This window comes from Microbacterium sp. JZ37, assembly GCF_035188445.1.
In the GTDB taxonomy this organism is placed as follows: domain Bacteria; phylum Actinomycetota; class Actinomycetes; order Actinomycetales; family Microbacteriaceae; genus Microbacterium; species Microbacterium barkeri.
Map to the genome: position 1 here is coordinate 1,726,828 of NZ_CP045253.1, position 25,457 is coordinate 1,752,284.

The following is a 25,457-nucleotide window of genomic DNA, read 5'->3' on the forward strand; positions in this document are numbered from 1 at the left end:
CAGGCGGCCGGCGCGCATGCCGTTCCCGGCCTCGGGTCGGTAGACTGGCACTCCGAGACATCGAGTGCCAGGAGAGGAGCGCGCACATGGTCAGCGACCGCGGACTGCAGGTGCTCCGGGCCATCGTGCAGGACTACGTCGACACGCACGAGCCGGTCGGCAGCCGCTCCATCGTCGAGCGGCACTCCTTCGGCGTCTCGGCGGCGACCATCCGCAACGACATGGCGCTCCTCGAGGACGAGGAGCTCATCGCCCAACCGCATACGTCGTCGGGCCGCGTTCCGACGGACAAGGGCTACCGCGTCTTCGTCGACCACCTCGCCGAGCTGCGCCCGCTGTCATCGGCCCAGCGGTCGGCGATCGCGTCGTTCCTGGGCGACCCGGCCGACCTCGACGACCTCCTCGCGCGCACCGTCCGCCTCCTCACGCAGCTCACCGGACAGGTCGCGCTCGTGCAGTACCCGTCCTTCGCCCGGGCGAGCGTGACGCACGTGCAGCTCGTGCCGCTCGACGGCCGCCGCGTGCTCGTCATCATCGTGACCGACACCGGTCGCGTGTCGCAGCGCATCACGAGCCTTGCCGACGAGCTCGACGCGGAGTCGATCGAGCGGGTCGCCGCGCGCCTCGTGCCCCTCCTCGCCGGCCGCTCCGTGGCCGACGCGGCCGAGCAGCTGCAGCGCGGCGCCGAGCTCGCTGCCGCTCCCGTCAGCGCCGTCGATCGCGCGCTGCACAGGATCGCGCAGGCGGCAGCCGAGGAGCTCGACGAGTTCCGCCAGAACCGCCTCGTGCTGGCGGGCTCGGCGACCCTCGCGAAGCGCGAGCAGGACTTCCGCGGCAGCATCCATCCGCTCCTCGAGGCGATCGAGGAGCAGGTGACGCTGCTGCGGCTCATGAGCGAGATGGTCGCCGACGAGCAGGGTCTCTCGGCGAGCATCGGCCGCGAGAACGCGGCCTTCGGGCTCTCCGAGGCGTCGATCGTCGCGAGCGAGTACGACTCGGCCGTCGGCGCGGCGCGCATCGGCATCATGGGGCCCACGCGCATGGACTACCCCCGCAACCTCGCTGCGGCGCGGGCGGTCGCCCGCTACCTGACGAGGCTGCTGGACGAGGACGAGGGCCGGCGCTGACGCGTCGCCCGACGGATCGGAACACGGGCGCACGACGCCCGCAGGAAGGCTGATGTGGCTGATCACTACGAGACCCTCGGCGTGTCGAAGGACGCGTCGCAGGAGGACATCAAGAAGGCGTACCGCAAGCTCGCGCGTCGCCTGCACCCGGATGTGAACCCCGCGCCCGAGGCCGCGGAGGAGTTCAAGTCGGTCACGCACGCGTACGACGTGCTCAGCGACCCCGAGCAGCGCCGCCGCTACGACATGGGCGGCGACGAGTCGCCGTTCGGCGGCGCGGGCTTCGGCGGATTCGGCGACATCTTCGAGACGTTCTTCGGCGCCTCGGGCGGCGGTCGCGGCGGTCGGCCGCGCTCGCGCCGAGAGCGCGGACAGGACGCGCTCGTCCGCGTGACGCTCGAGCTCGGCGATGTCGTGTTCGGCACGCACCGCGACATCGAGGTCGACACGGCTGTGCTCTGCGAGACCTGCCAGGGGTCCTGCTGCCAGCCGGGGACGAGCCCCGCGACGTGCGACATCTGCGGCGGCACGGGCCACGTGCAGCGCCAGGTGCGCAGCCTCCTCGGCAACATGGTGACGTCGCAGCCCTGCGGCGCGTGCCAGGGCTACGGCACCGTCATCCCGCACCCGTGCGCGACCTGCGGCGGCCAGGGCCGCGTGCGCTCGCGCCGCACCGTGTCGCTCGACATCCCCGCGGGCGTCGAGACGGGCCTGCGTCTGCAGCTGCCGGGCTCGGGCGAGGTGGGCCCCGCCGGCGGCCCGAACGGCGACCTGTACGTCGAGGTCACGGTCGCCCCGCACCGGGTGTTCAGCCGCGACGGCGACGACCTGCTCGCAACCCTCGAGGTGTCGATGACCGACGCCATCCTCGGCACGACGACGACCATCGCCGGGCTCGACGGCGAGGTCGAGGTCGAGGTGCGCCCTGGCATCCAGTCGGGCGAGGTGCTGACGATCAAGGAGCGCGGGATCACGGGGCTGCGCACCTCGCGTCGCGGCGACCTGCGCGTGGGCGTCCAGGTCGTCACGCCGACGAAGGTCGATCATCGCACGCGTCAGCTCCTCGAGGAGCTCGCGCGGCGCACGAAGGCGCCCGCGCCGCGCCTGGCCGAGTTCCACCAGGGGCTGTTCTCGAAGCTCCGCGACCGGTTCCGCGGCTAGGGCCCATGGCGCTGCACTTCCACGACGAGCGCGCGGGGGCGGTCTCGCCCGGCGGCGAGCTCGAGCTCACGGGTGCGGAGGCGCACCACGCCGCATCCGTGCGCCGCGTGCGCGTCGGCGAGGAGGTCACGGTCACGGATGGCCGCGGCGCGTGGCTCGCGGGCATGTGCGAGAGCGTCTCGCCGCAGCGCGTCGTCGTGCGGATCGCCTCGCGCCAGGATCTGCCGCCCCAGTCCCCGCGGCTCGTGCTCGTGCAGGCGCTCGCGAAGGGCGACCGCGACGAGCTCGCGGTGCAGGCGGCGACCGAGCTCGGCATCGACGAGGTCGTGCCGTGGCAGGCGGCGCGCAGCGTCTCGCGCTGGCAGGGGCCGAAGGCGGAGAAGGGCCGCGCCCGCTGGGCCTCGATCGTCCGCGAGGCCGCGAAGCAGGCGCACCGGGCGTGGATCGCGGAGGTCTCGCCGATCGCGACGACGGCGCAGGTCGCAGAGCGCGCGGCGTCGGCGCGCGTGCTCGTGCTCGACCCGACCGCGCAGGCCGCCCTGACCTCGATCGACGTCGACGACGCCCGCGATCTCGTGCTCGTCGTCGGCCCCGAGGGCGGCATCGCGCCCGACGAGCTGGAGCGCCTCGCGGCCGCCGGCGCCGAGCGCGTGCGCCTCGGCGACACCATCCTGAGGACCTCGACCGCGGGCCCGGCGGCCCTCGCCGTCCTCAACGCGAAGCTCGGGCGCTGGTGACCGCGGTGGATAGACTCGACGGCATGAGCGAGCCGTCGATCTTCACGCGCATCCTGCAGGGCGAGATCCCGGGAACCATCGTCGCCGAGACCGAGCGCGTGTTCGTGCTGCAGGACATCAGCCCGCAGGCGCCCGTCCACCTCCTCGTCATCCCGAAGACGCAGGAGTACCGCGACGTCGTCGAGCTCGCGGCGGGCGACCCCTCGCTCCTCGCCGAGATGGTCCAGACCGCGAAGGCGGTCGCCGAGGACCACGCCGGCGGGCAGTTCCGTCTGATCTTCAACACCGGCGCAGACGCGGGCCAGACCGTGTTCCACGTGCACGCGCACGTGCTCGCCGGAGAACTCCAGGAGAAGAGCCTCGTTGGCCACTGACCCCATGGGCGCCGCCCAGCCGGACGACGACGTCGTCACCCAGACCATCCACGCCGACGGCGTCGCGATGGTGCAGCTCCTCGGACCGCAGGACCGCCTCCTGCGCATGGTCGAGCGCGAGCACCCCGCCGTCGACGTCCTCGTGCGCGGCAACGAGATCACCCTGCGCGGGTCAGCCTCCGCCGTGCGCGCCGCGCGCGCCCTCGTCGACGAGCTGCTGCAGCTCACGCGCGAGGGGCACGACCTCGGCCCCGCCGACATCGCGACGTCGAACCGCATCCTCGAGCAGGGCGGCCCGCGCCCGAGCGAGGTGCTCGGCGAGGCGATCCTGTCGACCCGCGGCAAGGTCATCCGCCCGAAGACCCTCGGCCAGAAGAAGTACGTCGACGCGATCGACGAGAACACGATCGTCTTCGGCATCGGCCCTGCGGGCACGGGGAAGACCTACCTCGCGATGGCGAAGGCCGTGCAGGCCCTGCAGCGCCGCGAGGTGAACCGCATCATCCTCACGCGCCCCGCGGTCGAGGCGGGGGAGCGGCTCGGCTTCCTGCCGGGAACGCTGACCGACAAGATCGACCCGTACCTCCGGCCGCTGTACGACGCGCTCAACGAGATGATGGACCCCGAGCTCGTGCCGAAGCTCATGGCGAGCGGGACGATCGAGGTCGCGCCGCTCGCGTACATGCGCGGGCGCACGCTCAACGACTCGTTCGTCGTCCTCGACGAGGCCCAGAACACGACCCCCGAGCAGATGAAGATGTTCCTCACGCGCCTCGGGTTCGGCACCCGGATGGTCGTCACGGGCGACATCACGCAGGTCGACCTGCCGGGTGGGACGTCGGGGCTGCGGCTCGTGACGCGCATCCTCGACGGCGTCGACGACATCCACTTCGCACGGCTCTCGAGCGATGACGTCGTGCGCCACACGCTCGTGGGCCGCATCGTCGACGCCTACAGCGAGTACGACGAGAAGCGCGCCGCGCATCGAGCAGAGCTGGACGAGGCGCGCGAGTTCGCGAACCGCGCCGAGCGGCGCGGTGCGTCGCGCACGGGCGGTCCGCGCGACCGCAAGCCGAAGCGGGGGATCCGATGATCGACATCAACAACGAGTCCGCCATCGCGGTCGACGAGAGCGTCCTGCTGCGTGTGACGCAGCACAACCTCGCGCAGCTGCACGTCAGCCCCGACGCCGAGGTCGCGATCGTCCTCGTCGACGAGGGCGCCATGGAGGCGCTGCACGTGCAGTGGATGGACGAGCCCGGCCCGACCGACGTCCTGAGCTTCCCGATGGACGAGCTGCGACCGGGCACCGACGACATGCCGACGCCCGCGGGACTCCTGGGCGACATCGTGCTGTGCCCGCAGGTCGCGGAAGGCCAGGCCGAGAAGGCCGGCCACTCGCTCATGGACGAGCTCATCCTGCTCACGACCCACGGGCTGCTCCACCTGCTGGGGTACGACCACGCCGAGCCGGAGGAGCACCGCGTCATGTTCGGGCTCCAGGATCGGCTCATCGCGAGCTTCGCCGCCGAGGAACGCAGACGCCCGCGCACATGATCGAGACGCTGCTGCTGATCGGGGCCGTCGTGCTCGTCGCGGTCGGGGGCCTCATGTCCGCACTGGACGCCGCGCTGTCGGTCAGCTCGCGGGCCGACCTCGTCGACCTCGCGACCGAGGGCCGCAACGCGCGGGCGCTCGCCCACATCGCCGACGACCCCGACAGCCACGCGAACGCGATCGGCTTCCTGAGGGTGCTCGCGGAGACCGGCGCCGCCGTGTTCGCGACGGTCGCGTTCATCCTGCTGTTCGACAGCGTCTGGTGGGCCGTGCTCGCGACGGTCGTCGTCATGACGGGCTTCTCGTTCGTCGCGGTCGCCTCGAGTCCGCGCTCCGCGGGGCGCCGGCATGCGGAGGCGCTGCTGTCCTGGTTCGCTCCGCTCGTGCGCGGTGTGCGCATCGTGCTCGGCCCCCTCGTGAAGGCGCTCGTCGCGGTCGGCAACGCGATCACGCCGGGCGGCGGCCGGCGCAGCTTCGAGTCGGAGGACCAGCTGCTGAGCATGGTCGACGAAGCCGCCTCGAACGACCTCATCGAGGCCGACGATCGCGACCTCATCCACTCGGTGTTCGACTTCACCGACCAGGTCGTGCGCGTCGTCATGGTGCCGCGCACCGAGATGGTCACGGTCGAGGCCGACGCCACCGCTCGTGAGGCCATGACGATCTTCCTCCAGCGCGGCATGTCGCGCCTGCCGGTGGTCGACGGGGAGATCGACGACGTCGTCGGGGTCCTGTATCTGAAGGACCTCGTCCTGCACGCGTTCCGCGAGGGCGCCGCGTGGCACGAGGGCACGACCGCGCGGGCCCTCGCGCGACCTGCCGTGTTCGTCCCGGAGCAGATGCGCGCCGAGACGCTCCTGCAGCAGATGAAGCGCGACGCCGTGCACGTCTGCATCGTCGTCGACGAGTACGGCGGCGTCGCGGGCCTCGTCACCCTCGAGGACCTCATCGAGGAGCTCGTCGGCGACATCTCCGACGAGTACGACCAGCCGTCGAAGGAGATCGTCGATCTCCCGGACGGCACCTTCCGGGTGAGCGCGAGCCTCGGGCTCGACGAGGTGGGCGAGCTGTTCGGCATCGAGCTCGAGGACGACGACGTCGACTCGATCGGCGGGCTCCTCGGCAAGCACATCGGCCGCGTGCCGCAGCCGGGCGACATGGCCGAGGTCGAGGGCCTCATCCTCACCGGCGGCACGTCGCGCGGCCGCGGACGGGGGATCGCGACCGTGTTCGTCGACCGGAGCCCTGCTCTGCGCGCTGTCGACGAGGTGCGCGGCCGTCATCCGCGCACGGGCGAGCTCGCGCTGCCGGTGACGGTGGAGGTGCCGACCGTGCGCGAGCCGGCGAAGAAGAGCGGCGGCCGGAAGTCCGCGGCGAAGAGGAACGGCGGCCGCTCGGAGGACGCCGCGAGGAAGGACGAACCCCATGACTGATTCCCCGGAGCACACGAGCCGGAGCGGGTTCGTGACCTTCGTCGGCCGGCCGAACGTGGGCAAGTCGACGCTCATGAACGCGCTCGTCGGCGAGAAGGTCGCGATCACGAGCGAGAAGCCGCAGACCACGCGCCGCGCCATCCGCGGCATCCTGAACCGCCCCGGCGGTCAGCTCATCGTGGTCGACACACCGGGCATCCACCGCCCGCGCACGCTCCTCGGCCAGCGTCTGAACGACCTCGTCGAATCGGTGCTCGGCGACGTCGACGTCATCGCCTTCTGCGTGCCCGCGCAGGAGAAGGTCGGTCCGGGCGACCGCCGGATCGCCGAATCGCTCGACGGCTATCCTCGCGCGAAGAAGGTCGCCATCGTCACGAAGACCGACGCGTCGTCGCACGAGCAGATCATGGAGCGCCTCCTCGAGGTCGACGCCCTCCGCGAGGACTGGGCCGCGGTCATCCCCCTGTCGTCGATCACCGGAGAGCGCCTCGACGTGCTGACGGATGAGCTGCTCGCCCTCATGCCCGAGGGCCCTGCGCTCTACCCCGACGGCGTCGTCACCGACGAGTCGACCGAGGACCGCGTCGCCGAGATCATCCGCGAGGCCGCGCTCGAGGGCGTGCGCGACGAGCTGCCGCATTCGATCGCCGTGACGATCTCCGACATCGCCCCGCGGGAGGACAATCCCGAGCTGACCGACGTCTGGGCCGACCTCGTGGTCGAGCGCGACAGTCAGAAGGCCATCATCATCGGCCGGAAGGGCACGCGTCTCAAGGAGGTGGGCTCGCGCGCGCGAGCGCAGCTCGAGCCGCTGCTCGGCACGCGGGTGTTCCTCTCGCTTCACGTGCGCGTCGCGAAGGAGTGGCAGCGCGACCCCAAGCAGCTGAGGCGCCTCGGCTTCTGACGCGATCGCTACGCGAGCCCGGCGTCGCGCGCGATCACGGCCGCGCCCATCCGGCTCGCGACGCCCAGCTTCGCGAGCACGTGCGAGACATGGCTCTTGACGGTCGTCTCCGACACGTGCAGCTCGCGCGCGATCTCGGCGTTGGACCGGCCGGCGCCGAGCCCGACGAGCACCTCGCGCTCGCGCGGCGTGAGCAGGTCGAGCTCGGCGGGAGGCTCGGGCCGCTCCGGTGCGCGTCCGACGCTCCGGATGACCCGCAGCGTCACCTCGGGCGCGAGGACGCCCTCGCCGGCCGCCACACGGCGGACGCCCGCGATGATCTCGTCCGCCTCCGCGGTCTTCAGGAGGTAGCCGGAGGCGCCTGCCGCGAGGGCGCCGTCGACGTAGGCGTCCACCGCGAACGTCGTGAGCACGAGCACGGGGAACCCGCGTGCGGTCAGCGCGGCGGTCGCCTCGATGCCGTCGACACGCGGCATCCGCACGTCCATCAGCACGACGTCGGGCTCGAGCGCCGCGGCCTGCCGGATGGCCACCTGACCGTCGGCGGCCTCGCCGACGACCTCGATGTCGGAGGCGGCGGACAGGACGGCCGCGATGCCGGCGCGCACCGCTGCATGATCGTCGGCGACCAGGACGCGGATGGTCATGCGGGCGCCCCCGTCGTCCCGGCTGTCGCCGACAGCGGCGCCTCCACCCGCACCCGCCAGCGCGCGTCGGTGGGTCCGGCCGAGCCGCGCGCGCCGATCGCCGACCAGCGCCTCTCCATCAGGGCGAGCCCGAGTCCGCGAGCACCCGTCGACGGCGCGCCGACGAGAGGGTTCTCGATCTCCAGCACGACGACGGAGCCGTCTGCGTGCAGCGACGCGTCGACGGGAGCGCCCGGCGCATGGCGGGCGGCGTTGACGATCGCCTCTCGGCCGATCTGCGCGAGCGCGGCCGAGACGTCGGGCGCGAGAGGCGGGCGGTCGGAGGCGACGCGGAGCGCGACGCCGAAGGCGTCGGCGGTGCGCTGAAGGGCTCGCACGGGGTCGTCGGCAGGCGGCAGCGCCGGCTCCTCGCGGTCAGCGGCGAGCAGGGAGATCAGCGCACGGAGCTCGGCGAGCGCCTCGCGGCTCGCGGCACGCACCGCGTCGACGGATGCCCCGGTGCGCGCGTCGAGGCCTCCCCGCGCGCCGAGCGCGCTCGTCTGGAGCGAGATCGCGCTGAGGCGCGCGGCGATCTCGTCATGCAGCGCGGCCGCGAGTCGGGCGCGCTCGGCGCGCACGGCCGCGGTCCGGTCGAGCTCGGCGGCGTGGGCGACGGCGTCGGCGCGCTCGCGCTCGAGGCGGACCAGCGCGTCGCGCTGGCGCACCGATGTGCCCCACGCGATCGGGAGGCCGAGCAGCGCGCCGTAGGTGAGGATGACCGCGACGAGGCCCTCGATCGGCGCGGCGATCGCCAGCGCGGCGAGGACTGCGACGGCGATCGCGAGCACGACGCGCATGCGACGCGCATCGAGCAGGAGCGCGGCCGCGTAGAGCGCGTCGAACATGGCGACGGTCGGCACGAAGGCGATCGATCCCGACACGAGGTGCACGCTGACGACGAGGATCGCGCCCGCCGTGGCGACGGAGACCGTCGGCAGACGCCGCTTGAGCAGGAGCGGGACGAGGCACGCGACGGCGAGCACCCACGGCATCCAGGGCTGGCCGAGTGGGCGGTCGCCGTCGCCGCCGGGGACGACGCCCGCCCAGGAGGCGACGGCGCCGAGCAGGAGGACGATGCCCGCGTTCGCGAGGTCGCCCGCCGTCGAGCGGTAGCGGACGAAGGGGAGGACCCACTCGTCGAAGGGAGCGCGCGCCATGCTCCTATCCCAGCATCGATCCGGCGGCTCGCCCTCCTCCGAAAGACGGAGACGGCGGCGCGGAGACCGCCACCTTCGGCCGATGCGCGCCTGCGGGCGTCACGCGACGCTGTCGACATGGACATCACGACGATCGGCACCCTCGCGCTGCTCGCCCTCGCCGACTCGACGAGCTTCGGCACACTGCTCATCCCCCTCTGGCTGCTGCTCGCGAGCTCGCGGCCCCGCCCCTCGCGCATGCTCGCCTATCTCGCGACGGTCGCGGGGTTCTACCTGGCGATGGGCGTCCTGCTGTCGATCGGGGCCCGCCTCCTCCTCGACGGGATCCGGTCCTGGCTCGCGTCGGACGGCGGCGCGATCGCGATGCTCGCCGTGGGCGGCGTGCTGCTCGCCGGCGCGATCCTCACCGGGACGAGGAAGGACGCCGGTCCGTCGCCGCGCCTGCTCGCCTGGCGCGAGCGCGCCGTCGGAGCGGAGGACGGGCCCATCCGCCCGCTCATCCTGCTCGCCCTCGCCGCGACGGCGATCGAGATCGCCACCCTGCTGCCGTACCTCATGGCGATCGGGATCATGGACGCCGCCCGGCTGCCGCCCGCCGCGCACCTCGGCCTGCTCGCCGCCTACTGCCTCGTCATGGTGGCCCCCGCGCTCGTGCTCCTCGTGCTGCGCGTGGTCGCGCATGCCGCGGTGGAGCCGCTCCTGCGTCGCGTGAACGCCTGGCTCACCCGGCAGGCAGGCGAGATGACCGCCTGGATCGTCGGGATCATCGGCTTCCTCCTCGTGCGCGCGGGCACGAGCCATTTCGGGGGCGTGAGCGACGTGTTCGAGCGCCTGCCCGGCATCGTCGCGGGCTGAGTGCAGCAGCCTGCTCGGCAAGTCGCGTCGTGGTAGATCAGAGTGCTCAGGGAAGAGGGGAAAGCCGCGGCTCTGACTGTGCACTCTGCGTGTTACGGTAGATGCATGCGCTGTGGCGGTCTGCTTCTTCTTAGCTGCCGCGACGAGATCTCGATCTAGGGCCCCTCGTCGCGGAGCTTTCTGTCGGCCCGATCTCGTCTGCAGAACCCGGAAGAAGCATCGATCATGAAGAACAACCAGAAGCCCAGCGCCATGCCGATCCACCGCTATCGGCCCTTCCACGAGCAGATCGCCGTGGACCTCCCGGACCGCACGTGGCCGGGCAAGCGCATCGAGAAGGCGCCCCGGTGGTGCGCCGTCGACCTGCGCGACGGGAACCAGGCGCTCATCGATCCCATGAGCCCCGAGCGCAAGCGCGTGATGTTCGACCTCCTCGTCAAGATGGGATACAAGGAGATCGAGGTCGGCTTCCCGTCGGCCAGCCAGACCGACTTCGACTTCGTGCGCCAGCTCATCGAGGAGGATCTCATCCCCGACGATGTGACGATCCAGGTCCTCACGCAGGCACGCGAGCACCTCATCGCCCGCACCTACGAGGCGATCAAGGGCGCGAAGCAGGCGATCGTGCACCTCTACAACTCGACGAGCGTGCTCCAGCGCGAGGTCGTGTTCCGCACCGACAAGCAGGGCATCATCGACATCGCGCTGGCCGGCGCGCGCTGGTGCAAGCAGTACGAGCAGACCGTTCCCGAGACGACGGTCTACTACGAGTACTCGCCCGAGTCGTACACCGGCACCGAGCTCGAGTTCGCCGTCGAGATCTGCAACGAGGTCATGAAGGTGCTCGTGCCGACGCCCGAGCGCAAGATCATCCTCAACCTGCCGGCGACGGTCGAGATGACGACGCCGAACGTGTACGCCGACTCGATCGAGTGGATGAGCCGCCACCTCCACAATCGCGAGAACGTCATCCTGTCGCTGCACCCGCACAACGACCGCGGGACGGCCGTCGCGGCGGCCGAGCTGGGCTACCTGGCGGGCGCCGACCGCATCGAGGGCTGCCTGTTCGGCAACGGCGAGCGCACGGGCAACGTCGACCTCGTCGCACTGGGCATCAACATGTTCACGCAGGGGATCGACCCCCAGATCGACTTCAGCGACATCGACCAGGTCAAGCGCACGGTCGAGTACTGCAACCAGCTGCCGGTTCCCGAGCGCAGCCCGTGGGCCGGCGACCTCGTGTTCACCGCCTTCAGCGGATCGCACCAGGATGCGATCAAGAAGGGCTTCGAGGCGATGGTCGCGCAGGCGAAGGCCCAGGGCGTCTCGGTCGACGAGATCGAGTGGGCCGTCCCGTACCTGCCGGTGGACCCGAAGGACCTGGGGCGCTCCTACGAGGCCGTCATCCGCGTCAACTCGCAGTCCGGCAAGGGCGGCGTCGCGTACCTCCTGAAGGCCGACCACGCGCTCGACCTGCCGCGCAAGCTGCAGATCGAGTTCTCCGGCGTCGTCCAGGCGAAGACCGATCAGGAGGGCGGCGAGGTCACGAGCGACCAGATCTGGGCGATCTTCCAGGACGAGTACCTGCCGTCGCCCGTCGACGAGCAGCGCTGGGGCCGGTTCGAGCTGCTCGGAACCCGCTCGAACCGCGACGCGTCGGGTGAGGGCACGCTCTCGGTGACGCTCCGCGACGGCGACGCGACGGTCGAGGCGTCTGCCGCAGGCAACGGACCCATCGCCGCGTTCCTCGAGATCGTGCGCGAGCAGGGCATCGACGTCACGCTCTACGACTACGTCGAGCACGCGATGAGCGCCTCGGCCGACGCCCAGGCGGCCGCCTACGTCGAGCTGCAGGTCGACGGCGAGCGCCTGTGGGGCGTCGGCATCGACGGCGACATCTCGACGGCATCGCTCAAGGCGATCATCTCGGCCGTCAACCGCTCGATCCGCGCCCGCGAGGGCGAGCTCGTCGGCGCCTGATCCGGCGACATCGGAGCGGGTCGGGTCCTTCGGGGCCCGACCCGCTCCGCATGTGCGGGATCAGTCGTCCTCGCGCGGCCTCGTGATGTCGTCGGGCAGGATGATCGCGCCGGTGTGCCCGAGATCGGCCGCCGCGGGGATGTCGCCGGCGGAGATGACGGGGATCTCGCGCGTCTCGAGAGCGACCCGGCGGCGGTTGAGGCGCCGCTGCTCCGGCAGCGACAGGTCGAACACCACCGCGAGGACGCGGATGATCGTCGTGAGCACGATGCCGAGGATCGCGGCGGCGACGATCGGCAGGCCGAGCGCGTACGAGACCGCGAGCGCGGCGTTGCCGACGACCGCGGCGACCGCGTAGAGCGACCCGACGTGCATGATCGCGACCGGGAGCCCCATCGCGATGTCGCGGATCACGCTGCCGCCGACCGCGGCGCACGCGCCGATGAAGATCGCGGGGATGAGCGGGATGCCGTTCGCGATCGCCTTCGCCGTGCCGAACGCGCCGAACATCCCGATCACGACCGCGTCGAGCATGACGATCACCTTGTTCAGGCGGTCGAAGATGCCCGCGAGCAGCATGCCGACGAGCGAGGCGCCCACGGCGGTCACGAGGTACCAGTTGTTCTGGAGGGTCGCGGGGGCGAGTCCGAGCAGGATGTCGCGGATGATCCCTCCGCCCATCCCGATCATCGTGCCGATGATCGCGACGCCGAGGAGGTCCAGTCGCGCGCGCCCGCGGAAGCCCGACGCGAACAGCGCGCCCTGGATGCCGCCGAGGCCGACGGCGAGGAGGTCGGCCCAGAGCGGGATGACGAAGAGCGGCTCGGTCACGCGTCCATCCTCGCGCACAGGCTCGATAATCGAACGGTGCCCACCTATCGAGACGAAGCCGTCGTGCTCCGCACCCACAAGCTGGGCGAGGCCGACCGCATCGTCACGCTGCTGACGAAGCAGCACGGGCGGGTGCGCGCCGTCGCGAAGGGCGTGCGCCGCACCTCGTCGAAGTTCGGTGCGCGCCTCGAGCCGTTCATGGTGGTCGACGCGCAGTTCTACATCGGCCGCAGCCTCGACATCGTGCAGCAGGCCGACTCGCTGGGCGCCTACGGTGCCGACATCGTCGCCGACTACGAGCGCTACACGGCCGCGAGCGCCATGGTCGAGGCGGCCGACCGCGTGAACGAGGCGGAGTCGACGCCGCAGCAGTTCTTCCTGCTCGTGGGCGCGCTGCGCTCGCTGTCCCGTGGCGAGCACGCTCCGAACGCGATCATGGACTCGTATCTGCTGCGCACGATGGCGCTCTCCGGATGGGCCCCCTCGTTCGAGGACTGCGCGCGCTGCGGCGCGGCGGGGCCGCACGACCGGTTCGTCGCGCAGCTGGGCGGCGTCGTGTGCGAGGCGTGCGCGCCGGCCGGCAGCCCCCGCGTGAGCCGGGCCACCCTGAGCCTCCTCGCGGCGCTTCTCGAGGGCGACTGGGAGCGCGTGGACGCCACGCCCGCGGGCGAGCTGTCCGCGGCCTCCGGTCTCGTCGCGGCGTACGCGCAGTTCCACCTCGAGCGCGCCATCCGCTCGTTCAGCCACGTCGAGAAGCACCGTTGACGACCCCGCGAGAGAGCACATGAGCCCCAAGCCCTACACCCACCCCGACGCCGAGCCGTACAAGCCCCTCGACTGGACGGGGCTCCAGCCGCCGGCGTTCGCCGGTCCCGTGCCGCACCATGTCGCGATCGTCATGGACGGCAACGGCCGCTGGGCGAACCGGCAGGGCCTGCCGCGCGTTGAGGGTCACCGACAGGGCATCGAGCAGCTGCTCGACGTCGTCGCGGGCGCGGTGCAGGCGGGGGTGAAGCACCTGTCGGTCTACGCGTTCTCCACCGAGAACTGGAAGCGCTCGCCCGAGGAGGTGCGCTTCCTCATGAACTTCAGCCGGATCGTGCTGCACCGCTACCGCGACCAGCTCAACGAGTGGGGTGTGCGCATCCGCTGGGCCGGGCGCAAGCCGCGACTGTGGGGCTCCGTCATCAAGGATCTGCAGGAAGCCGAGAAGCTCACGGCCTCCAACAAGACGATGACCTTCACGATGTGCGTGAACTACGGCGGCCGGTACGAGATCGTCGACGCCGTGCGCGAGCTCGCGGAGGAGGTCAGGGCTGGGCGGCTCAAGCCGTCGGCGATCTCGGAGAAGTCGATCGCGAAGCGGCTCTACGTGCCCGACATGCCGGACGTCGACCTCTTCGTCCGCTCGAGCGGAGAGCAGCGCACGTCGAACTTCATGCTCTGGGAGGCCGCGTACGCCGAGATGGTCTTCCTCGACCGCCTCTGGCCGGACTTCACGCGCGAGGACCTGTGGGAGGCCATCCGCATCTTCCACAGTCGCGACCGGCGGTATGGCGGGGCGGTCGACGCGCCGAAGGCGTGAGGGGAATGCCGAGGCGTCGCGGCCCGTTGCATCCGGTGTGACGGATGCGATCAAGATCGACGTGTGGAGCGACATCGCCTGCCCCTGGTGCTACATCGGCAAGCGGAACCTGGAGACCGGGCTCGCGGAGGTGGCCGGCGACGACGACGCGCCGCGCGTCGAGGTGACGTTCCACTCGTTCGAGCTCGCGCCCGACACCCCCGTGGACTTCGACGGCTCCGAGCTCGACTTCCTCGTCGGCCACAAGGGCATGGCGCGAGAGCAGGTCGAGCAGATGCTCGAGCGCGTGACGGATGTCGCGGCGGGCGCGGGGCTCGCGTACCGGTTCGACATCCTCCAGCACACGAACACGGTCAAGGCGCATGAGCTCATCCACCACGCGAAGGCGAACGGGCGGCAGCTCGAGGTGACCGAGCGCCTCATGCAGGCCTACTTCACGGAGGGGCGCCACGTCGGGCGCATCGACGACCTCGTCGACATCGCGGCGGAGGCGGGGCTCGATGCGGATGGCGCGCGCGAGGCCCTCGAGTCGGGTCGCCACCTGCCCGACGTCCGTCGGGACCAGGAGCAGGCCCGCGCATACGGCATCAACGGCGTGCCGTTCTTCGTCATCGACGGGAAGTACGGCGTGAGCGGCGCTCAGCCGCCGCAGGCGTTCGCGCAGGTCGCACGCCAGGTGTGGGCCGAGCGCCGTGCGGCGGGAGAGCCCGCCGCCTGATCAGCGGGGGAGCGCGGCCTCGATCGCCTCGACGATCTCGGGCGCGTCCGGCTTGACCGGCGGCCGGAAGCGGCGCACCTCTCCCGAGGGGAGCACGAGGAACTTCTCGAAGTTCCAGGCGACCGGCCCGGCCAGGCCCACGCCGTCGCGGGTCTTCTTGAGCGCCTTGTAGAGCGCAGCGGCATGCGCGCCGTTGACGTTCACCTTCTCGTGGATCGGGAAGCTGACGCCCCACGTCGTGGCGCAGTAGTCGAGGATCTCCTCGAGCGACCCCGGCTCCTGGCCGAGGAACTGATTGCACGGGAAGCCGAGCACCGTCAGGCCCCGGTCGCCGTAGGTCCGCTGGAGCGCCTCGAGCTGCTCGTACTGCGGCGTGAGGCCGCACTTCGACGCGACGTTGACGACGAGCAGGACACCGTCGCCGTAGTCGGCGAGCGTCTTCTCGACGCCGTCGGCGTCGCGGAACGGGATACGGCGGAGATCATCGGGGGCGGTCATGGCCCCAGCCTAAGACGGCTGTGCACACTCGGCTCCGCCTCGGCTGGGGTCTGGAAGAATCGAGGGGTGACCACCGTCCTCACCCCTGCGCGCACGCTGCGGATCGGCCCGCTCGACATCGGCGTGCCCGTCGTGCTCGCCCCCATGGCCGGCATCACCAACACGGCGTTCCGCCGGCTGTGCCGCGAGTACGGCGGCGGCCTCTACGTCAGCGAGATGATCACGTCGCGCGCGCTTGTCGAGCGCAACGCCGCGACGATGCGCCTCATCCGGCACCACGAGTCCGAGAAGCCGCGCTCGATCCAGCTGTACGGCGTCGACCCCCAGACGATCGCGGCCGCCGCGCGGATCATCGCCGAGGAGGACAGGGCCGACCACATCGACCTGAACTTCGGCTGCCCGGTGCCCAAGGTCACGCGCAAGGGCGGCGGGTCCGCTCTGCCCTGGAAGCTCGGCCTGTTCCGCGACATCGTCGAGCAGGCGGTCGAGGCCGCCGGCCACATCCCGCTCACGGTGAAGATGCGCAAGGGCATCGACGCCGATCACCTCACGTATCTCGATGCGGGCCGCATCGCCGAGGACGCGGGCGCCGCCGCCGTGGCGCTGCACGCGCGGACGGCGTCGGAGTTCTACTCGGGCCACGCCGACTGGTCGGCGATCGCGAAGCTCAAGGAGGCCGTGACGAGCATCCCCGTGCTCGGCAACGGCGACATCTGGTCGGCCGACGACGCCGTGCGGATGATGGACGAGACCGGGTGCGACGGGGTCGTCGTCGGGCGCGGGTGCCTCGGGCGTCCGTGGCTGTTCGGCGACCTCGCGCGCGCGTTCGGGGGCGAGGGCGTCGAGGTCGACGCGACCCTCGGGTTCGTCGCGCAGGCCTTCCGCCGCCACGCGGAGCTGCTCGTCGAGTTCTTCGACGACGAGGATCGCGGATGCCGCGACATCCGCAAGCACGTCGCCTGGTACTTCAAGGGCTACCCCGTGGGCGGTGACCTGCGTGCGCGACTGGCGACGGCGTCGAGTCTCGCCGAGATCGACGACCTGCTCGCCGAGCTCGACCACGATGCACCGTATCCGGGCGAGGCCGCGGAGGGCCAGCGCGGTCGCGCGGGCACGCCCAAGCGCCCCGTGCTGCCCGAGGGATGGCTCGACTCGCGCGAGCTGGGCGAGGCCGCGAGCTGCGAGCTGCGCGAAGCGGAGCTGGACACCAGTGGCGGCTGAGGGCACGGGCGCCGCGCCCCGCCCCGCCGGCTACACGGACGCCGATGCCGAGCGCTTCCACCGCGAGACGCATCGCTCGCAGCGCGATGACTTCGCGCGCGACCGTGCGCGCGTGCTGCACTCCGCCGCGCTGCGGCAGCTCGCCGCGAAGACGCAGGTGCTCAGTCCCGCGAGTCCCGCGGATTTCGCGCGCAACCGCCTCACCCACTCGCTCGAGGTCGCGCAGGTCGGGCGCGAGCTCGGCACCGCGCTCGGGCTCGCGGAGGACGTCGTGGACGCGGCATGCCTCAGCCACGACCTGGGTCATCCGCCCTTCGGGCACAACGGCGAGAAGGCGCTCAACGAATGGGCGTCCGAGATCGGCGGGTTCGAGGGCAACGCGCAGAGCCTGCGCATCCTCACCCGGCTCGAGTCGAAGGTGCTCGACGACGAGCGCTCGTACGGGCTCAACCTGACCCGCGCGACGCTCGACGCCGCGTGCAAGTACCCGTGGACGGTCGCCGACCCGGTGGCCGATCCTGGCGGGCGCCTGAAGTTCGGCGTGTACCCCGAGGACGAGGACGTGTTCCGCTGGCTGCGCGAGGGCGCCCCGGCCAAGGAGCGCTGCATCGAGGCGGAGGTGATGGACCTCTCCGACGACATCGCGTACTCCGTGCACGACTTCGAGGACGCGGTGGTGAACGGGTACCTCGATCTCGCCCACGTCAGCGATCCGGTCGCGCACCATCCGCTCATCGGCCAGGTGCAGCAGTGGGTCGGATACGACTACCCGCGCGACGAGCTCGCCGACGCCCTCTACCGCCTCACGCGCATCCCGATGTGGATGCGCGCCTTCGACCGCTCACGGCGCGACCTCGCCCGTCTGAAGAACCTCACGAGCGATCTCATCGGCCGGTTCGCCCGCGCCGCGGTGGACGCGACGCGTGCGGCGTACCCCGCGGCGTCGCTCACGCGATACGGCGGCCACGTCGTCGTTCCGCGCGAGATCGAGGTCGAGATCGCCGTGCTCAAGGGCCTCATGGGCGCGACGATCGTGACGATCGACGAGCGCCGGCACATCTACGCCGAGCAGCGGCGCGTGCTCAAGCGCATCGCAGACGCCCTGGTCTCGACGGACGCGCTGTGGTCGACCGGCGCCGACGCCCTCGAGCCGGCGTTCGCGGCCGACTTCCTCGCCGCCGACAGCGACGCCGCGCGCACCCGCGTGGTCGTGGACCAGGTCGCCTCCCTGACCGATCAGACCGCCGTCGCGTGGCACAACCGGCTCGTCGGCGAGGTCGACCCCGCCGAGGTCGGCATCTGGGCCCCTCGTCACGCGCGCCGCGGGGCGCCCTCGAAGGCCGCGCGCGCGTCGCAGGTGGCCTGATGCCGCGCATCCGGCAGGCCGACGTCGACGAGGTCAAGGCCCGGACGAACATCGCCGACATCATCGGGGAGCGGGTCGCGCTGAAGTCCGCGGGCGTGGGGTCGCTCAAGGGGCTCTGCCCCTTCCACGACGAGAAGAGCCCGAGCTTCCACGTGCGCCCTCAGGTGGGCTTCTACCACTGCTTCGGCTGCGGCGAGTCGGGCGACGTCTACACCTTCCTGCGCGAGATGGACCACGTCTCGTTCACGGAGGCCGTGGAGAAGCTGGCCGCGCGCATCGGCTACACGCTGCACTACGAGGACGGCGGGCCCGCGCCCGAGACGAGCGGCCGCGCACGCCTGTTCGCCGCGAACGCCGCCGCTGCGGAGTTCTTCCGCGCGCAGCTCATGTCGCCCGAAGCGGATGCCGCGCGCCGCTTCCTGGGAGAGCGCGGGTTCGATGCGGGCGCGGCGGCGCACTTCGGCGTCGGATACGCACCCAAGGGCTGGGACCACATGCTCGACGCGCTCACGGCGAAGGGCTTCACGCGCGAGGAGCTGACGACGGCGGGGCTCGTCTCCACGAATCAGCGCGGAGGCGTCTACGACCGGTTCCGCGGGCGCCTGATCTGGCCCATCCGGGATGTGACCGGCCAGACCGTCGGGTTCGGCGCGCGCAAGCTCTACGACGACGACCAGGGCCCGAAGTACCTCAACACCCCCGAGACGCCCATCTACAAGAAGTCGCAGGTGCTCTACGGCCTGGACCTCGCGAAGCGCGACATCTCGCGCGGCGACCCTCGGCGGGTCGTGGTCGTCGAGGGCTACACCGACGTCATGGCGTGCCACCTCGCGGGCGTCACGACCGCGATCGCGACGTGCGGCACGGCCTTCGGGGCCGAGCACGTCACGGTGCTGCGCCGCGTCATGGGCGACTCCTCTGCCTCGGGCGAGGTGGTGTTCACCTTCGACGGCGACGCCGCTGGCCAGAAGGCCGCCATCCGCGCCTTCACCGACGCGAAGAGCTTCAACGCGCAGACCTTCGTCGCGGTCGCACCCGACGGGCTCGATCCGTGCGACCTGCGCCTGCAGAGAGGCGACGGGGCCGTGCGCAGTCTCGTCGACCACAAGGTCCCGATGTTCGAGTTCGTGATCGACCGCGCCGTCTCGCGGTTCGACCTCGGGACGGTGGAGGGCCGTGTCGGCGCCCTGCGCGCCGCAGCGCCCATCGTGGCCGAGATCCGCGACCGGCTTCTGCGCCCCGGCTACGAGCGCGTCCTCGCGCGGCGACTGGGCATGGACCCGACCGATGTCCACGGGGAGGTCGAGCGCGCCGCACGGCAGACGTCGGGCGACCCGCAGCGCCGCCCGGAGCCCGCCAGGGCCGAGGTGCCCGAGAGCGAGGCCGCGCCCGTAGTGCGCGTGTCGCTCGCGACGCTGCCACGCGGCACCGACACCGCCATCGAGCGCGACGCGCTCACGGGCATCCTCCAGTACGGGCACCGCGTCGAGCCGAATCTCCTGCATCGCGCGCTCTCGCTGCCGTTCCGCACGCCGGCTCTCGAGGCGGTGCGGGTGGCGGTCGAGGCCGTCGACCGCACGAAGATCGGATGGTCGGTCGCCGCGGTCGAGATGGTGCGGGAGCCCTACCGCTCGCTCGCGGCCGAGCTCATCACGCGCGACTTCCCGGCGCTCAACGAGGAGCGCGCCGTGCTCTCCGTGAACGATCTGTGCCGCCGCATCGTCCTGCGGGCGATCGATGCCGAGAAGAACGAGCTGCTCGGCGCGGTGCAGCGCGTGGCTCCCGAGTCCGAGGAGGGCCGCGCCGTGCGCGTGCGGCTGCGCGATCTCGACATCGAGCGGCGCCAGCTGCTCGACGAGTCCTAGACGGCAAGGCAGGATGGAACAATGCGCGTGCCCGACGACACCGAGAACGCCGTCCGCTGCGTCGACCTGAGCGTGTCCCGCTCGGGCCGCGGCCAGGCCATCCGCGCCGTGGACGGCGTGACCGCGACGCTTCCCGTCGGCGGGACGCTGTGCGTCTCGGGCCCGACCGGCTCGGGCAAGTCGAGCCTGGCGTCCGTCCTCGCCGGGACGCGCGACCGCTCGATCGCCGTGTCGGGAGGCGACGCGTTCGTCACGGGCATCTCGGTGCGCCGCCCCGGTCGCGCGCACCGCGTGCTGACGTATCGCACGGGCTACGTGCCGCAGGGCGGGGGAGCCGCCCTGCCCTCGCGCCTGACCGTCTCCGAGGTCATCACGGAGCCGATCACGTCACGCGACCGGCGCGTGAATCAGCGGGCCCTCGCGGTGCGCGTGGCTGCGCTGCTCGACGAGATGCACCTGCCGCTCGGCGCGGCCTCGAAGTTCCCGTACGAGCTGAGCGCCGGCATGCGCCAGCGCGTCGCGTTCGCGCGCGCGCTCATCCTCGATCCGCGGGTGCTCATCGCCGACGAGCCGCTCGCCAACATCGGGCTCGAGGTGCGGCACGTCATCTTCGACGCGATCATCCGCCGTCAGCAGGAGTGGGGGATGGCCGCGCTGCTCGTGACGAACGATGCGGACCTCGCGCGCGAGCTCGACGCCGATCGCCTCATCCTGCGCTCGGGGCACGTGGTGGCCGCCGGCGACGCGGAGCATCTGGACTGGACGCCGGGCATGAAGAGCACCGAGACGCTGCTCATCGCGTGACGACACGCCCGCGTGCACGGCTCGGTTTCCGTGTGCGCTCGCGCGTTTGCTAAGCTAGGGGAGTTGCCCCGCGGGGCGGCGAGTGATCCTCGGTAGCTCAATTGGCAGAGCAGCCGGCTGTTAACCGGCAGGTTCTTGGTTCGAGTCCAAGCCGGGGAGCTGAGAGGGGCCCGTCCATCGGACGGGCCCTTTCCCTTTGCCCCCGGCGCTTCAGCATGTGACCCGCATCCCAGGGGAATCGGCGTCGCGGAGGCTTGCTCCGCGCGCATTGTTCGAGGCTTGCTCCGCGCGCATTGTTCCCGGTAACATCCAGGCAGGCGCCGGCGCGGTCGTGTGCACCTCGAGGAGGAGGGTGCAGAAGTGCCATCAACGAAAACGATATCGATCCGTCGCGAGGGTCACTACGGCGCCTGAACCGCTTGCGGGATCTCCGGATCCCGCTGCCTTCGTGCGCCTTCTCGGGCCATGCGCGAGGCACGACCCCCGTGACATCCACCATGGACAAAGGAGTGCAGCAAGTGAGATCACGACACATCCGTCCCCGCGGGCCGCGACGCCGCGCAGCGGCGGCTCTCGGCATCGCGACGCTGATCGCGTCGTCGGTCACGCTGGCCGGCCAGGTCGCCTATGCGGCACCGGAGGCCGTCGCGGCGCCCGTCCCTGCGCAACTCGGCACCGCGCCGGAGCCGCCCGCCGTTCCCGGCAGCCTCCTGCCGGATGGGCGATTCGTGGAGGATGCCTCCGGCTGGACCAGCCAGCGCGGTGGCACGCTCGCCCTCAGCGACGACGCGGCGAGCGGCGCGCACTCCCTCTCGGTGACCGATCGCGAGAACACCCAGTCGGGTCCGTTCGCCGACGTCGCGGGGAAGCTCGAGCTCGGCGCGACGTACCGCATGACCGGGAAGCTCAAGTACGACGAGGGCGCCGCCGCACAGCAGTTCAACTTCACGTTCTGCCCGTCGAACTTCAACGGGTGCGTCGACTACGGGAACTCGTTCACCAAGGGCCAGTGGGGCACGTTCACACGGGAGTTCACGGCCGAGGATCGTCACGTCGCGGCGTCGTGGTTCTTCGTCGAGACGCCGTGGGGGTCGTCGGCCCTTCAGGATTTCAAGGTCGACGAGCTCTCGCTGGTGAAGATCGCCGACGCTCCCGAGGCGCCGGCGTACACGAACCTGGAGTCGGTCCAGACGAAGCCGATCGGCGACCACAACCCCCTCGTGGGGCACAAGTTCGGGGCCGATCCGCACCACCTGATCTACAACGGCCGGCTCTACATCTACTCCACGGACGACACCCAGCAGTACGAGGCGAACAGCAAGGACGCGAACGGACTCCCGACTCAGCCGAACGGCTACGGAGCGATCACCCGTCTGAACGTCATGTCGACCAGCGACATGGTCAACTGGGTCGACCACGGCAGCGTTCCGATCGCGCGCGAGGGAGGTGCGGCTCCGTGGGCGCGCAACTCGTGGGCGCCCGCCGCCATCGAGAAGGATGGCAAGGTCTACCTCTACTTCTGCGACAGCGGCACAGGGACCGCGGTCGTCGTCGGAGGGTCGCCGCTCGGCCCCTGGACGGACCCGGTGGGCAAGAAGATCATTCCCGACACGGTCTCGCCCGAGTACATCGCGAACGGCGGCTTCCCCGCGGGCATGTGGCTGTTCGACCCCGAGGTGTTCATCGACGACGACGGTCAGGGGTACCTGTACTTCGGCGGCAACTCGGTCATCGGCACGAGCCCCAACCAGCAGGGGCCCCAGAACCCGAAGTCGACGCGCGTGGCCAAGCTGGAAGACGACATGGTGACGCTCGCCGGCGACCCCGTCGAGATCGACGCCCCGGGCATCTTCGAGGCCTCGAGCATGTTCAAGCACGATGGCCGGTACTACTACTCGTACTCGTCGAACTTCCAGGTGACGCCAGAGCCCGGCAAGTACCCCGAGCGCGGAGCGATCGCATACATGATGACGGACGATCCGATGGACCTGTCCTCCGCGAAGTACGCGGGTGTGGCGTTCCAGAACCCCGCCGTGCACTTCGGCGCGGGCAACGGCGGCAACAACCACTCCGACATGTTCACGTTCAAGGGCGAGACGTACCTCACCTACCACGCCCAGACCCGCGGTGCCGCGTGGGCCGCGGCGCTCGGCACGCCGGGTGCCACCCAGGGATACCGCTCGGTCCACATCGACAAGCTCGAGTTCAACGAGGACGGCACGATCAAGCCGGTCCAGGGCACGCGCGCGGGCGTCGATCAGGTCGAGAGCTTCGATCCGTATCGCACGTTCGAGGCGGAGACGCTCGCGTGGCAGCTCGGCATCAGCACCGAGCAGGCCGACGCCCCGTCGGTGGAGTTCCCCGAGCACAACGGCGGCGGCAACATGCTGCTCGCCGACGTGAATGACGGCGACTTCGCCGCGGTCGCCGGCGTGGACTTCGGCGACGGGGCGAAGACCGTGTCCGCACGGGTGAAGCCACTCGTCGAAGGCGCCAGCGTCCAGGTGCGCCTGGACGATGTCGACGGACAGGTCGTCGCGGAGATCCCCGTCGACGGCACGCTCGGGGAGTGGACGACGGTCGAGGCGCCGGTCACCGGTGCGACCGGCGAGCACGACGTGTTCTTCGTCTTCGCCGGGGCCGATGGCGCGGCAGCGGACGCGGATCTGCTGGAGGTGGACAACTGGGCGTTCGCGGCGGACGACGCGCTCGCCTTCTCCGTCGAGGTGCTCGACCGCTGCCTGGCCGGCAAGCAGATCATGCAGACCGTGCGGGTGGTGAACGAGGACGATGTCGCGGCGACCTTCGTCGTCGAGTCGCCGTTCGGACGGCGTGAGCTGGGCGCGGTCGATCCCGGTGCCGCGAGGTCGGCCGCGATCAACACGCGACACTCGCAGGTCGACGCGGGCTCGCTGACGGTCACGGCGACGGCGACCGTGGACGGAGAGCAGGTCGAGGTGCAGCGCGACATCCCGACCGAGGCCGCCAGCTGCGGCTGACGTCGCGCGCGGATGCGGGGCCGGTCGGGAGTCTCCGGCCGGCCCCGTGCCGTCGCACCGAGCGCCGCACGCCCGCTCCATGTGCCGAACCCGCGCCGAGCGCCGCACCGACGCCGCCCCGCTCGGCGCCAGCGAACCCGCTCGGCGCCAGCGAACACGCTCGGCGTCAACCGACACGCTCATGCAACCCCTCGACGCGCTTGGCGCGCTCTCGATAGCGTCGCAGGCATGACCAAGACGAGTGCGAGCATCCTCATCCTCGGTGCAGGCGGCGATCTCACGAGGCGGCTCCTGCTGCCCGGGCTGGCGAGCCTTCTCACCCGACGCGAGTACGACGTCCAGGTGATCGGGGCGGGCCTCGACGACCGCAGCGATGTGTGGGACGAGATCGTCCGCACGAGCTTCGAGGCCGCCGACGTCGGAGCCGACCCCGACGCGCTCCTCGATTCCACCGCGTACATCCCCGCCGACGCGACGAGCGCCGAGGACCTGAAGCGCCTCCTCGATGCGTGCGCGCACACGCCCGTCATCTACTTCGCGCTGCCGCCCGCGGTGAGCGCCAAGGTCTGCGAGGCGCTGCGCGAGGTCGAGCTGCCCGAGGGCACACGACTCGCTCTCGAGAAGCCGTTCGGCACCGACCTCGAGAGCGCGAGGCGACTCAATCGCCTGCTCACGCTGCTCGTCCCCGAGGAGCAGATCTTCCGCATCGACCACTTCCTCGGGATGTCGATGGTGCTGAACGTGCTGGGCCTGCGGTTCGCGAATCGCGTGCTCGAGGGCGCATGGCGTGCCGAGCACGTCGAACGCGTCGAGATCGTCTTCGACGAGACGCTCGCGCTCGAGGGCCGTGGCGGGTACTACGACAGCGCGGGCGCCCTCGTCGACATGCTCCAGAGCCACCTGCTCGAGGTGCTGTCGCTCGTCGCGCTGGAGCCGCTCCCGCGACTCGACCAGGCCGAGCTCCGCTCCAACATCGCGCAGGTGCTGCGCAGCACCCGCGTCTGGGACGACGACCCCGTCGGCGCGTCGAAGCGCGCGCGGTACACGGCCGGGCGCGTGGGGGAGCGGGACCTCCCGTCCTACGTCGACGAAGAGGGTGTGGACCCGGCCCGCGAGACCGAGACGCTCGCTCAGATCACGTGCGCCGTCGACACGCCGCGCTGGCGCGGGGTGCCGTTCGTCCTCCGGTCGGGAAAGGCCATCTCGGCCGATCGCACCACGGTGACCGTCCGCTTCAAGCCGGCGCCGGAGATCCCGGGCTTCATCGGCGAGCCGAAGAGCGACAGCATCGTGCTCGACCTGCTCTCGGGCGAGGTCGCCCTCGACCTCTCCATGAACGGGAGCGGCGATCCGTTCACTCTCGAGCAGACGCGCCTGTCCACCGACAAGGCCCCGGGCGACCTCCTCCCGTACGGGCAGGTGCTCGAGGGCATCCTCGACGGCGACCCGCTGCTCTCGGTCCGCGGAGACATCGCGGAGGAGTGCTGGCGCATTGTCGCCCCGGTTCTTGAAGCGTGGCGCGAGGGGCGCGTGCCGCTCGAGGACTATGCGGCCGGCAGCGCAGGCCCCGACGGATGGGGGACCGCGGCGGGCTGACCC

23 protein-coding genes and 1 tRNA gene are annotated in these 25,457 nt (G+C 71.2%); 20 read left to right on the plus strand and 4 right to left on the minus strand.

Going from position 1 to position 25,457, the window contains the following annotated elements:
* The first annotated feature begins 86 nt into the window (after positions 1 to 86).
* From hrcA to era, 8 genes are read left to right on the plus strand one after another with little or no spacing between them, the layout of a single operon-like run.
* Entirely contained in the window at positions 87 to 1,127 is a 1,041-nt protein-coding gene (gene hrcA, locus GC092_RS07830; protein WP_324014792.1) for a heat-inducible transcriptional repressor HrcA, read from the plus strand.
* A gap of 54 nt (positions 1,128 to 1,181) precedes the next feature.
* Positions 1,182 to 2,288 carry a molecular chaperone DnaJ gene (dnaJ, locus tag GC092_RS07835; RefSeq protein ID WP_324014794.1) on the plus strand — a complete coding sequence of 369 codons (1,107 nt, stop codon included), beginning with the start codon at positions 1,182 to 1,184 and terminating at the stop codon, positions 2,286 to 2,288.
* A 5-nt stretch (positions 2,289 to 2,293) separates the two neighbouring features.
* Complete coding sequence (locus GC092_RS07840; RefSeq protein ID WP_324014797.1) at positions 2,294 to 3,025, plus strand: 16S rRNA (uracil(1498)-N(3))-methyltransferase; 732 nt, start codon at positions 2,294 to 2,296, stop codon at positions 3,023 to 3,025.
* A gap of 23 nt (positions 3,026 to 3,048) precedes the next feature.
* A complete protein-coding gene (locus GC092_RS07845; protein ID WP_271171903.1) occupies positions 3,049 to 3,399 on the plus strand; it encodes an HIT domain-containing protein in 351 nt (116 codons plus the stop codon).
* A gap of 4 nt (positions 3,400 to 3,403) precedes the next feature.
* On the plus strand, positions 3,404 to 4,492 hold the full coding sequence (locus GC092_RS07850) for a PhoH family protein (RefSeq protein WP_271172182.1): 1,089 nt from the start codon (positions 3,404 to 3,406) through the stop codon (positions 4,490 to 4,492).
* Complete coding sequence (gene ybeY / locus GC092_RS07855) at positions 4,489 to 4,956, plus strand: rRNA maturation RNase YbeY (RefSeq protein WP_324014798.1); 468 nt, start codon at positions 4,489 to 4,491, stop codon at positions 4,954 to 4,956. The genes GC092_RS07850 and ybeY overlap by 4 nt, the downstream gene beginning before the upstream one ends.
* On the plus strand, positions 4,953 to 6,389 hold the full coding sequence (locus GC092_RS07860; protein WP_324014800.1) for a hemolysin family protein: 1,437 nt from the start codon (positions 4,953 to 4,955) through the stop codon (positions 6,387 to 6,389). Before ybeY ends, GC092_RS07860 begins: the two co-directional genes overlap by 4 nt.
* Positions 6,382 to 7,293 carry a GTPase Era gene (era, locus tag GC092_RS07865; protein WP_271171900.1) on the plus strand — a complete coding sequence of 304 codons (912 nt, stop codon included), beginning with the start codon at positions 6,382 to 6,384 and terminating at the stop codon, positions 7,291 to 7,293. Before GC092_RS07860 ends, era begins: the two co-directional genes overlap by 8 nt.
* An 8-nt stretch (positions 7,294 to 7,301) precedes the next feature.
* On the opposite strand, the gene GC092_RS07870 is transcribed toward era, so the two are convergent.
* Positions 7,302 to 7,940 (minus strand): response regulator, encoded by a 639-nt coding sequence (locus GC092_RS07870; RefSeq protein WP_324014803.1) that lies wholly within the window; start codon positions 7,938 to 7,940, stop codon positions 7,302 to 7,304.
* Positions 7,937 to 9,136 carry a sensor histidine kinase gene (locus tag GC092_RS07875; RefSeq protein WP_324014805.1) on the minus strand — a complete coding sequence of 400 codons (1,200 nt, stop codon included), beginning with the start codon at positions 9,134 to 9,136 and terminating at the stop codon, positions 7,937 to 7,939. Before GC092_RS07875 ends, GC092_RS07870 begins: the two co-directional genes overlap by 4 nt.
* A gap of 117 nt (positions 9,137 to 9,253) precedes the next feature.
* On the opposite strand from GC092_RS07875, the gene GC092_RS07880 reads away from it, so the two are divergent.
* Together GC092_RS07880 and leuA are read left to right on the plus strand one after the other, a co-directional pair.
* Positions 9,254 to 9,991 (plus strand): GAP family protein, encoded by a 738-nt coding sequence (locus tag GC092_RS07880; RefSeq protein ID WP_324014807.1) that lies wholly within the window; start codon positions 9,254 to 9,256, stop codon positions 9,989 to 9,991.
* 225 nt (positions 9,992 to 10,216) lie between these two features.
* A complete protein-coding gene (gene leuA, locus GC092_RS07885; protein WP_324014809.1) occupies positions 10,217 to 11,971 on the plus strand; it encodes a 2-isopropylmalate synthase in 1,755 nt (584 codons plus the stop codon).
* Between the two features lie 60 nt (positions 11,972 to 12,031).
* On the opposite strand, the gene GC092_RS07890 is transcribed toward leuA, so the two are convergent.
* A complete protein-coding gene (locus tag GC092_RS07890) occupies positions 12,032 to 12,802 on the minus strand; it encodes a trimeric intracellular cation channel family protein (protein ID WP_271171895.1) in 771 nt (256 codons plus the stop codon).
* Positions 12,803 to 12,838: 36 nt separating this feature from the next.
* Between GC092_RS07890 and recO the strand changes: the two genes are divergently transcribed.
* From recO to GC092_RS07905, 3 genes are read left to right on the plus strand one after another with little or no spacing between them, the layout of a single operon-like run.
* The gene (recO, locus tag GC092_RS07895) at positions 12,839 to 13,567 is read left to right on the plus strand and encodes a DNA repair protein RecO (RefSeq protein WP_282977771.1); all 729 of its coding nucleotides are present in this window, start codon (positions 12,839 to 12,841) and stop codon (positions 13,565 to 13,567) included.
* Positions 13,568 to 13,586: 19 nt separating this feature from the next.
* Positions 13,587 to 14,387, plus strand: a complete 801-nt coding sequence (locus GC092_RS07900) for an isoprenyl transferase (protein WP_282977770.1) — start codon at positions 13,587 to 13,589, stop codon at positions 14,385 to 14,387.
* Positions 14,388 to 14,424: 37 nt separating this feature from the next.
* A complete protein-coding gene (locus GC092_RS07905; protein WP_324014811.1) occupies positions 14,425 to 15,105 on the plus strand; it encodes a DsbA family oxidoreductase in 681 nt (226 codons plus the stop codon).
* On the opposite strand, the gene GC092_RS07910 is transcribed toward GC092_RS07905, so the two are convergent.
* Positions 15,106 to 15,603, minus strand: a complete 498-nt coding sequence (locus tag GC092_RS07910; protein WP_324014813.1) for a glutathione peroxidase — start codon at positions 15,601 to 15,603, stop codon at positions 15,106 to 15,108.
* Positions 15,604 to 15,669: 66 nt separating this feature from the next.
* Here GC092_RS07910 and dusB point away from each other — a divergent pair, with 66 nt between their 5' ends.
* The 7 genes from dusB (at position 15,670) to GC092_RS07945 (ending at position 25,454) form a co-directional block, all read left to right on the plus strand.
* Complete coding sequence (dusB, locus tag GC092_RS07915) at positions 15,670 to 16,824, plus strand: tRNA dihydrouridine synthase DusB (RefSeq protein WP_324014815.1); 1,155 nt, start codon at positions 15,670 to 15,672, stop codon at positions 16,822 to 16,824.
* A complete protein-coding gene (locus tag GC092_RS07920; RefSeq protein WP_271171889.1) occupies positions 16,814 to 18,190 on the plus strand; it encodes a deoxyguanosinetriphosphate triphosphohydrolase in 1,377 nt (458 codons plus the stop codon). The genes dusB and GC092_RS07920 overlap by 11 nt, the downstream gene beginning before the upstream one ends.
* Entirely contained in the window at positions 18,190 to 20,055 is a 1,866-nt protein-coding gene (gene dnaG / locus GC092_RS07925) for a DNA primase (protein WP_324011224.1), read from the plus strand. The genes GC092_RS07920 and dnaG overlap by 1 nt, the downstream gene beginning before the upstream one ends.
* Positions 20,056 to 20,076: 21 nt before the next feature.
* Positions 20,077 to 20,859, plus strand: a complete 783-nt coding sequence (locus GC092_RS07930; protein ID WP_271171887.1) for an ATP-binding cassette domain-containing protein — start codon at positions 20,077 to 20,079, stop codon at positions 20,857 to 20,859.
* An 86-nt stretch (positions 20,860 to 20,945) separates the two neighbouring features.
* A tRNA-Asn gene (locus GC092_RS07935) sits at positions 20,946 to 21,018 on the plus strand.
* A 359-nt stretch (positions 21,019 to 21,377) separates the two neighbouring features.
* The gene (locus GC092_RS07940; protein ID WP_324011227.1) at positions 21,378 to 23,858 is read left to right on the plus strand and encodes a family 43 glycosylhydrolase; all 2,481 of its coding nucleotides are present in this window, start codon (positions 21,378 to 21,380) and stop codon (positions 23,856 to 23,858) included.
* A gap of 228 nt (positions 23,859 to 24,086) precedes the next feature.
* Complete coding sequence (locus tag GC092_RS07945; protein WP_324011228.1) at positions 24,087 to 25,454, plus strand: glucose-6-phosphate dehydrogenase; 1,368 nt, start codon at positions 24,087 to 24,089, stop codon at positions 25,452 to 25,454.
* Positions 25,455 to 25,457 lie beyond the last annotated feature (3 nt).

Coding starts and splice junctions, on each gene's coding strand:
- GC092_RS07845 (WP_271171903.1), top strand. CDS start 3,049: ATGAGCGAGCCGTCGATCTTCACGCGCATCCTGCAGGGCGAGATCCCG.
- GC092_RS07870 (WP_324014803.1), bottom strand. CDS start 7,940: ATGACCATCCGCGTCCTGGTCGCCGACGATCATGCAGCGGTGCGCGCC.
- hrcA (WP_324014792.1), top strand. CDS start 87: ATGGTCAGCGACCGCGGACTGCAGGTGCTCCGGGCCATCGTGCAGGAC.
- leuA (WP_324014809.1), top strand. CDS start 10,217: ATGAAGAACAACCAGAAGCCCAGCGCCATGCCGATCCACCGCTATCGG.
- GC092_RS07930 (WP_271171887.1), top strand. CDS start 20,077: ATGCGCGTGCCCGACGACACCGAGAACGCCGTCCGCTGCGTCGACCTG.
- ybeY (WP_324014798.1), top strand. CDS start 4,489: ATGATCGACATCAACAACGAGTCCGCCATCGCGGTCGACGAGAGCGTC.
- dnaG (WP_324011224.1), top strand. CDS start 18,190: ATGCCGCGCATCCGGCAGGCCGACGTCGACGAGGTCAAGGCCCGGACG.
- GC092_RS07880 (WP_324014807.1), top strand. CDS start 9,254: ATGGACATCACGACGATCGGCACCCTCGCGCTGCTCGCCCTCGCCGAC.
- era (WP_271171900.1), top strand. CDS start 6,382: ATGACTGATTCCCCGGAGCACACGAGCCGGAGCGGGTTCGTGACCTTC.
- GC092_RS07900 (WP_282977770.1), top strand. CDS start 13,587: ATGAGCCCCAAGCCCTACACCCACCCCGACGCCGAGCCGTACAAGCCC.
- GC092_RS07875 (WP_324014805.1), bottom strand. CDS start 9,136: ATGGCGCGCGCTCCCTTCGACGAGTGGGTCCTCCCCTTCGTCCGCTAC.
- GC092_RS07860 (WP_324014800.1), top strand. CDS start 4,953: ATGATCGAGACGCTGCTGCTGATCGGGGCCGTCGTGCTCGTCGCGGTC.
- GC092_RS07850 (WP_271172182.1), top strand. CDS start 3,404: ATGGGCGCCGCCCAGCCGGACGACGACGTCGTCACCCAGACCATCCAC.
- GC092_RS07910 (WP_324014813.1), bottom strand. CDS start 15,603: ATGACCGCCCCCGATGATCTCCGCCGTATCCCGTTCCGCGACGCCGAC.
- GC092_RS07945 (WP_324011228.1), top strand. CDS start 24,087: ATGACCAAGACGAGTGCGAGCATCCTCATCCTCGGTGCAGGCGGCGAT.
- GC092_RS07840 (WP_324014797.1), top strand. CDS start 2,294: ATGGCGCTGCACTTCCACGACGAGCGCGCGGGGGCGGTCTCGCCCGGC.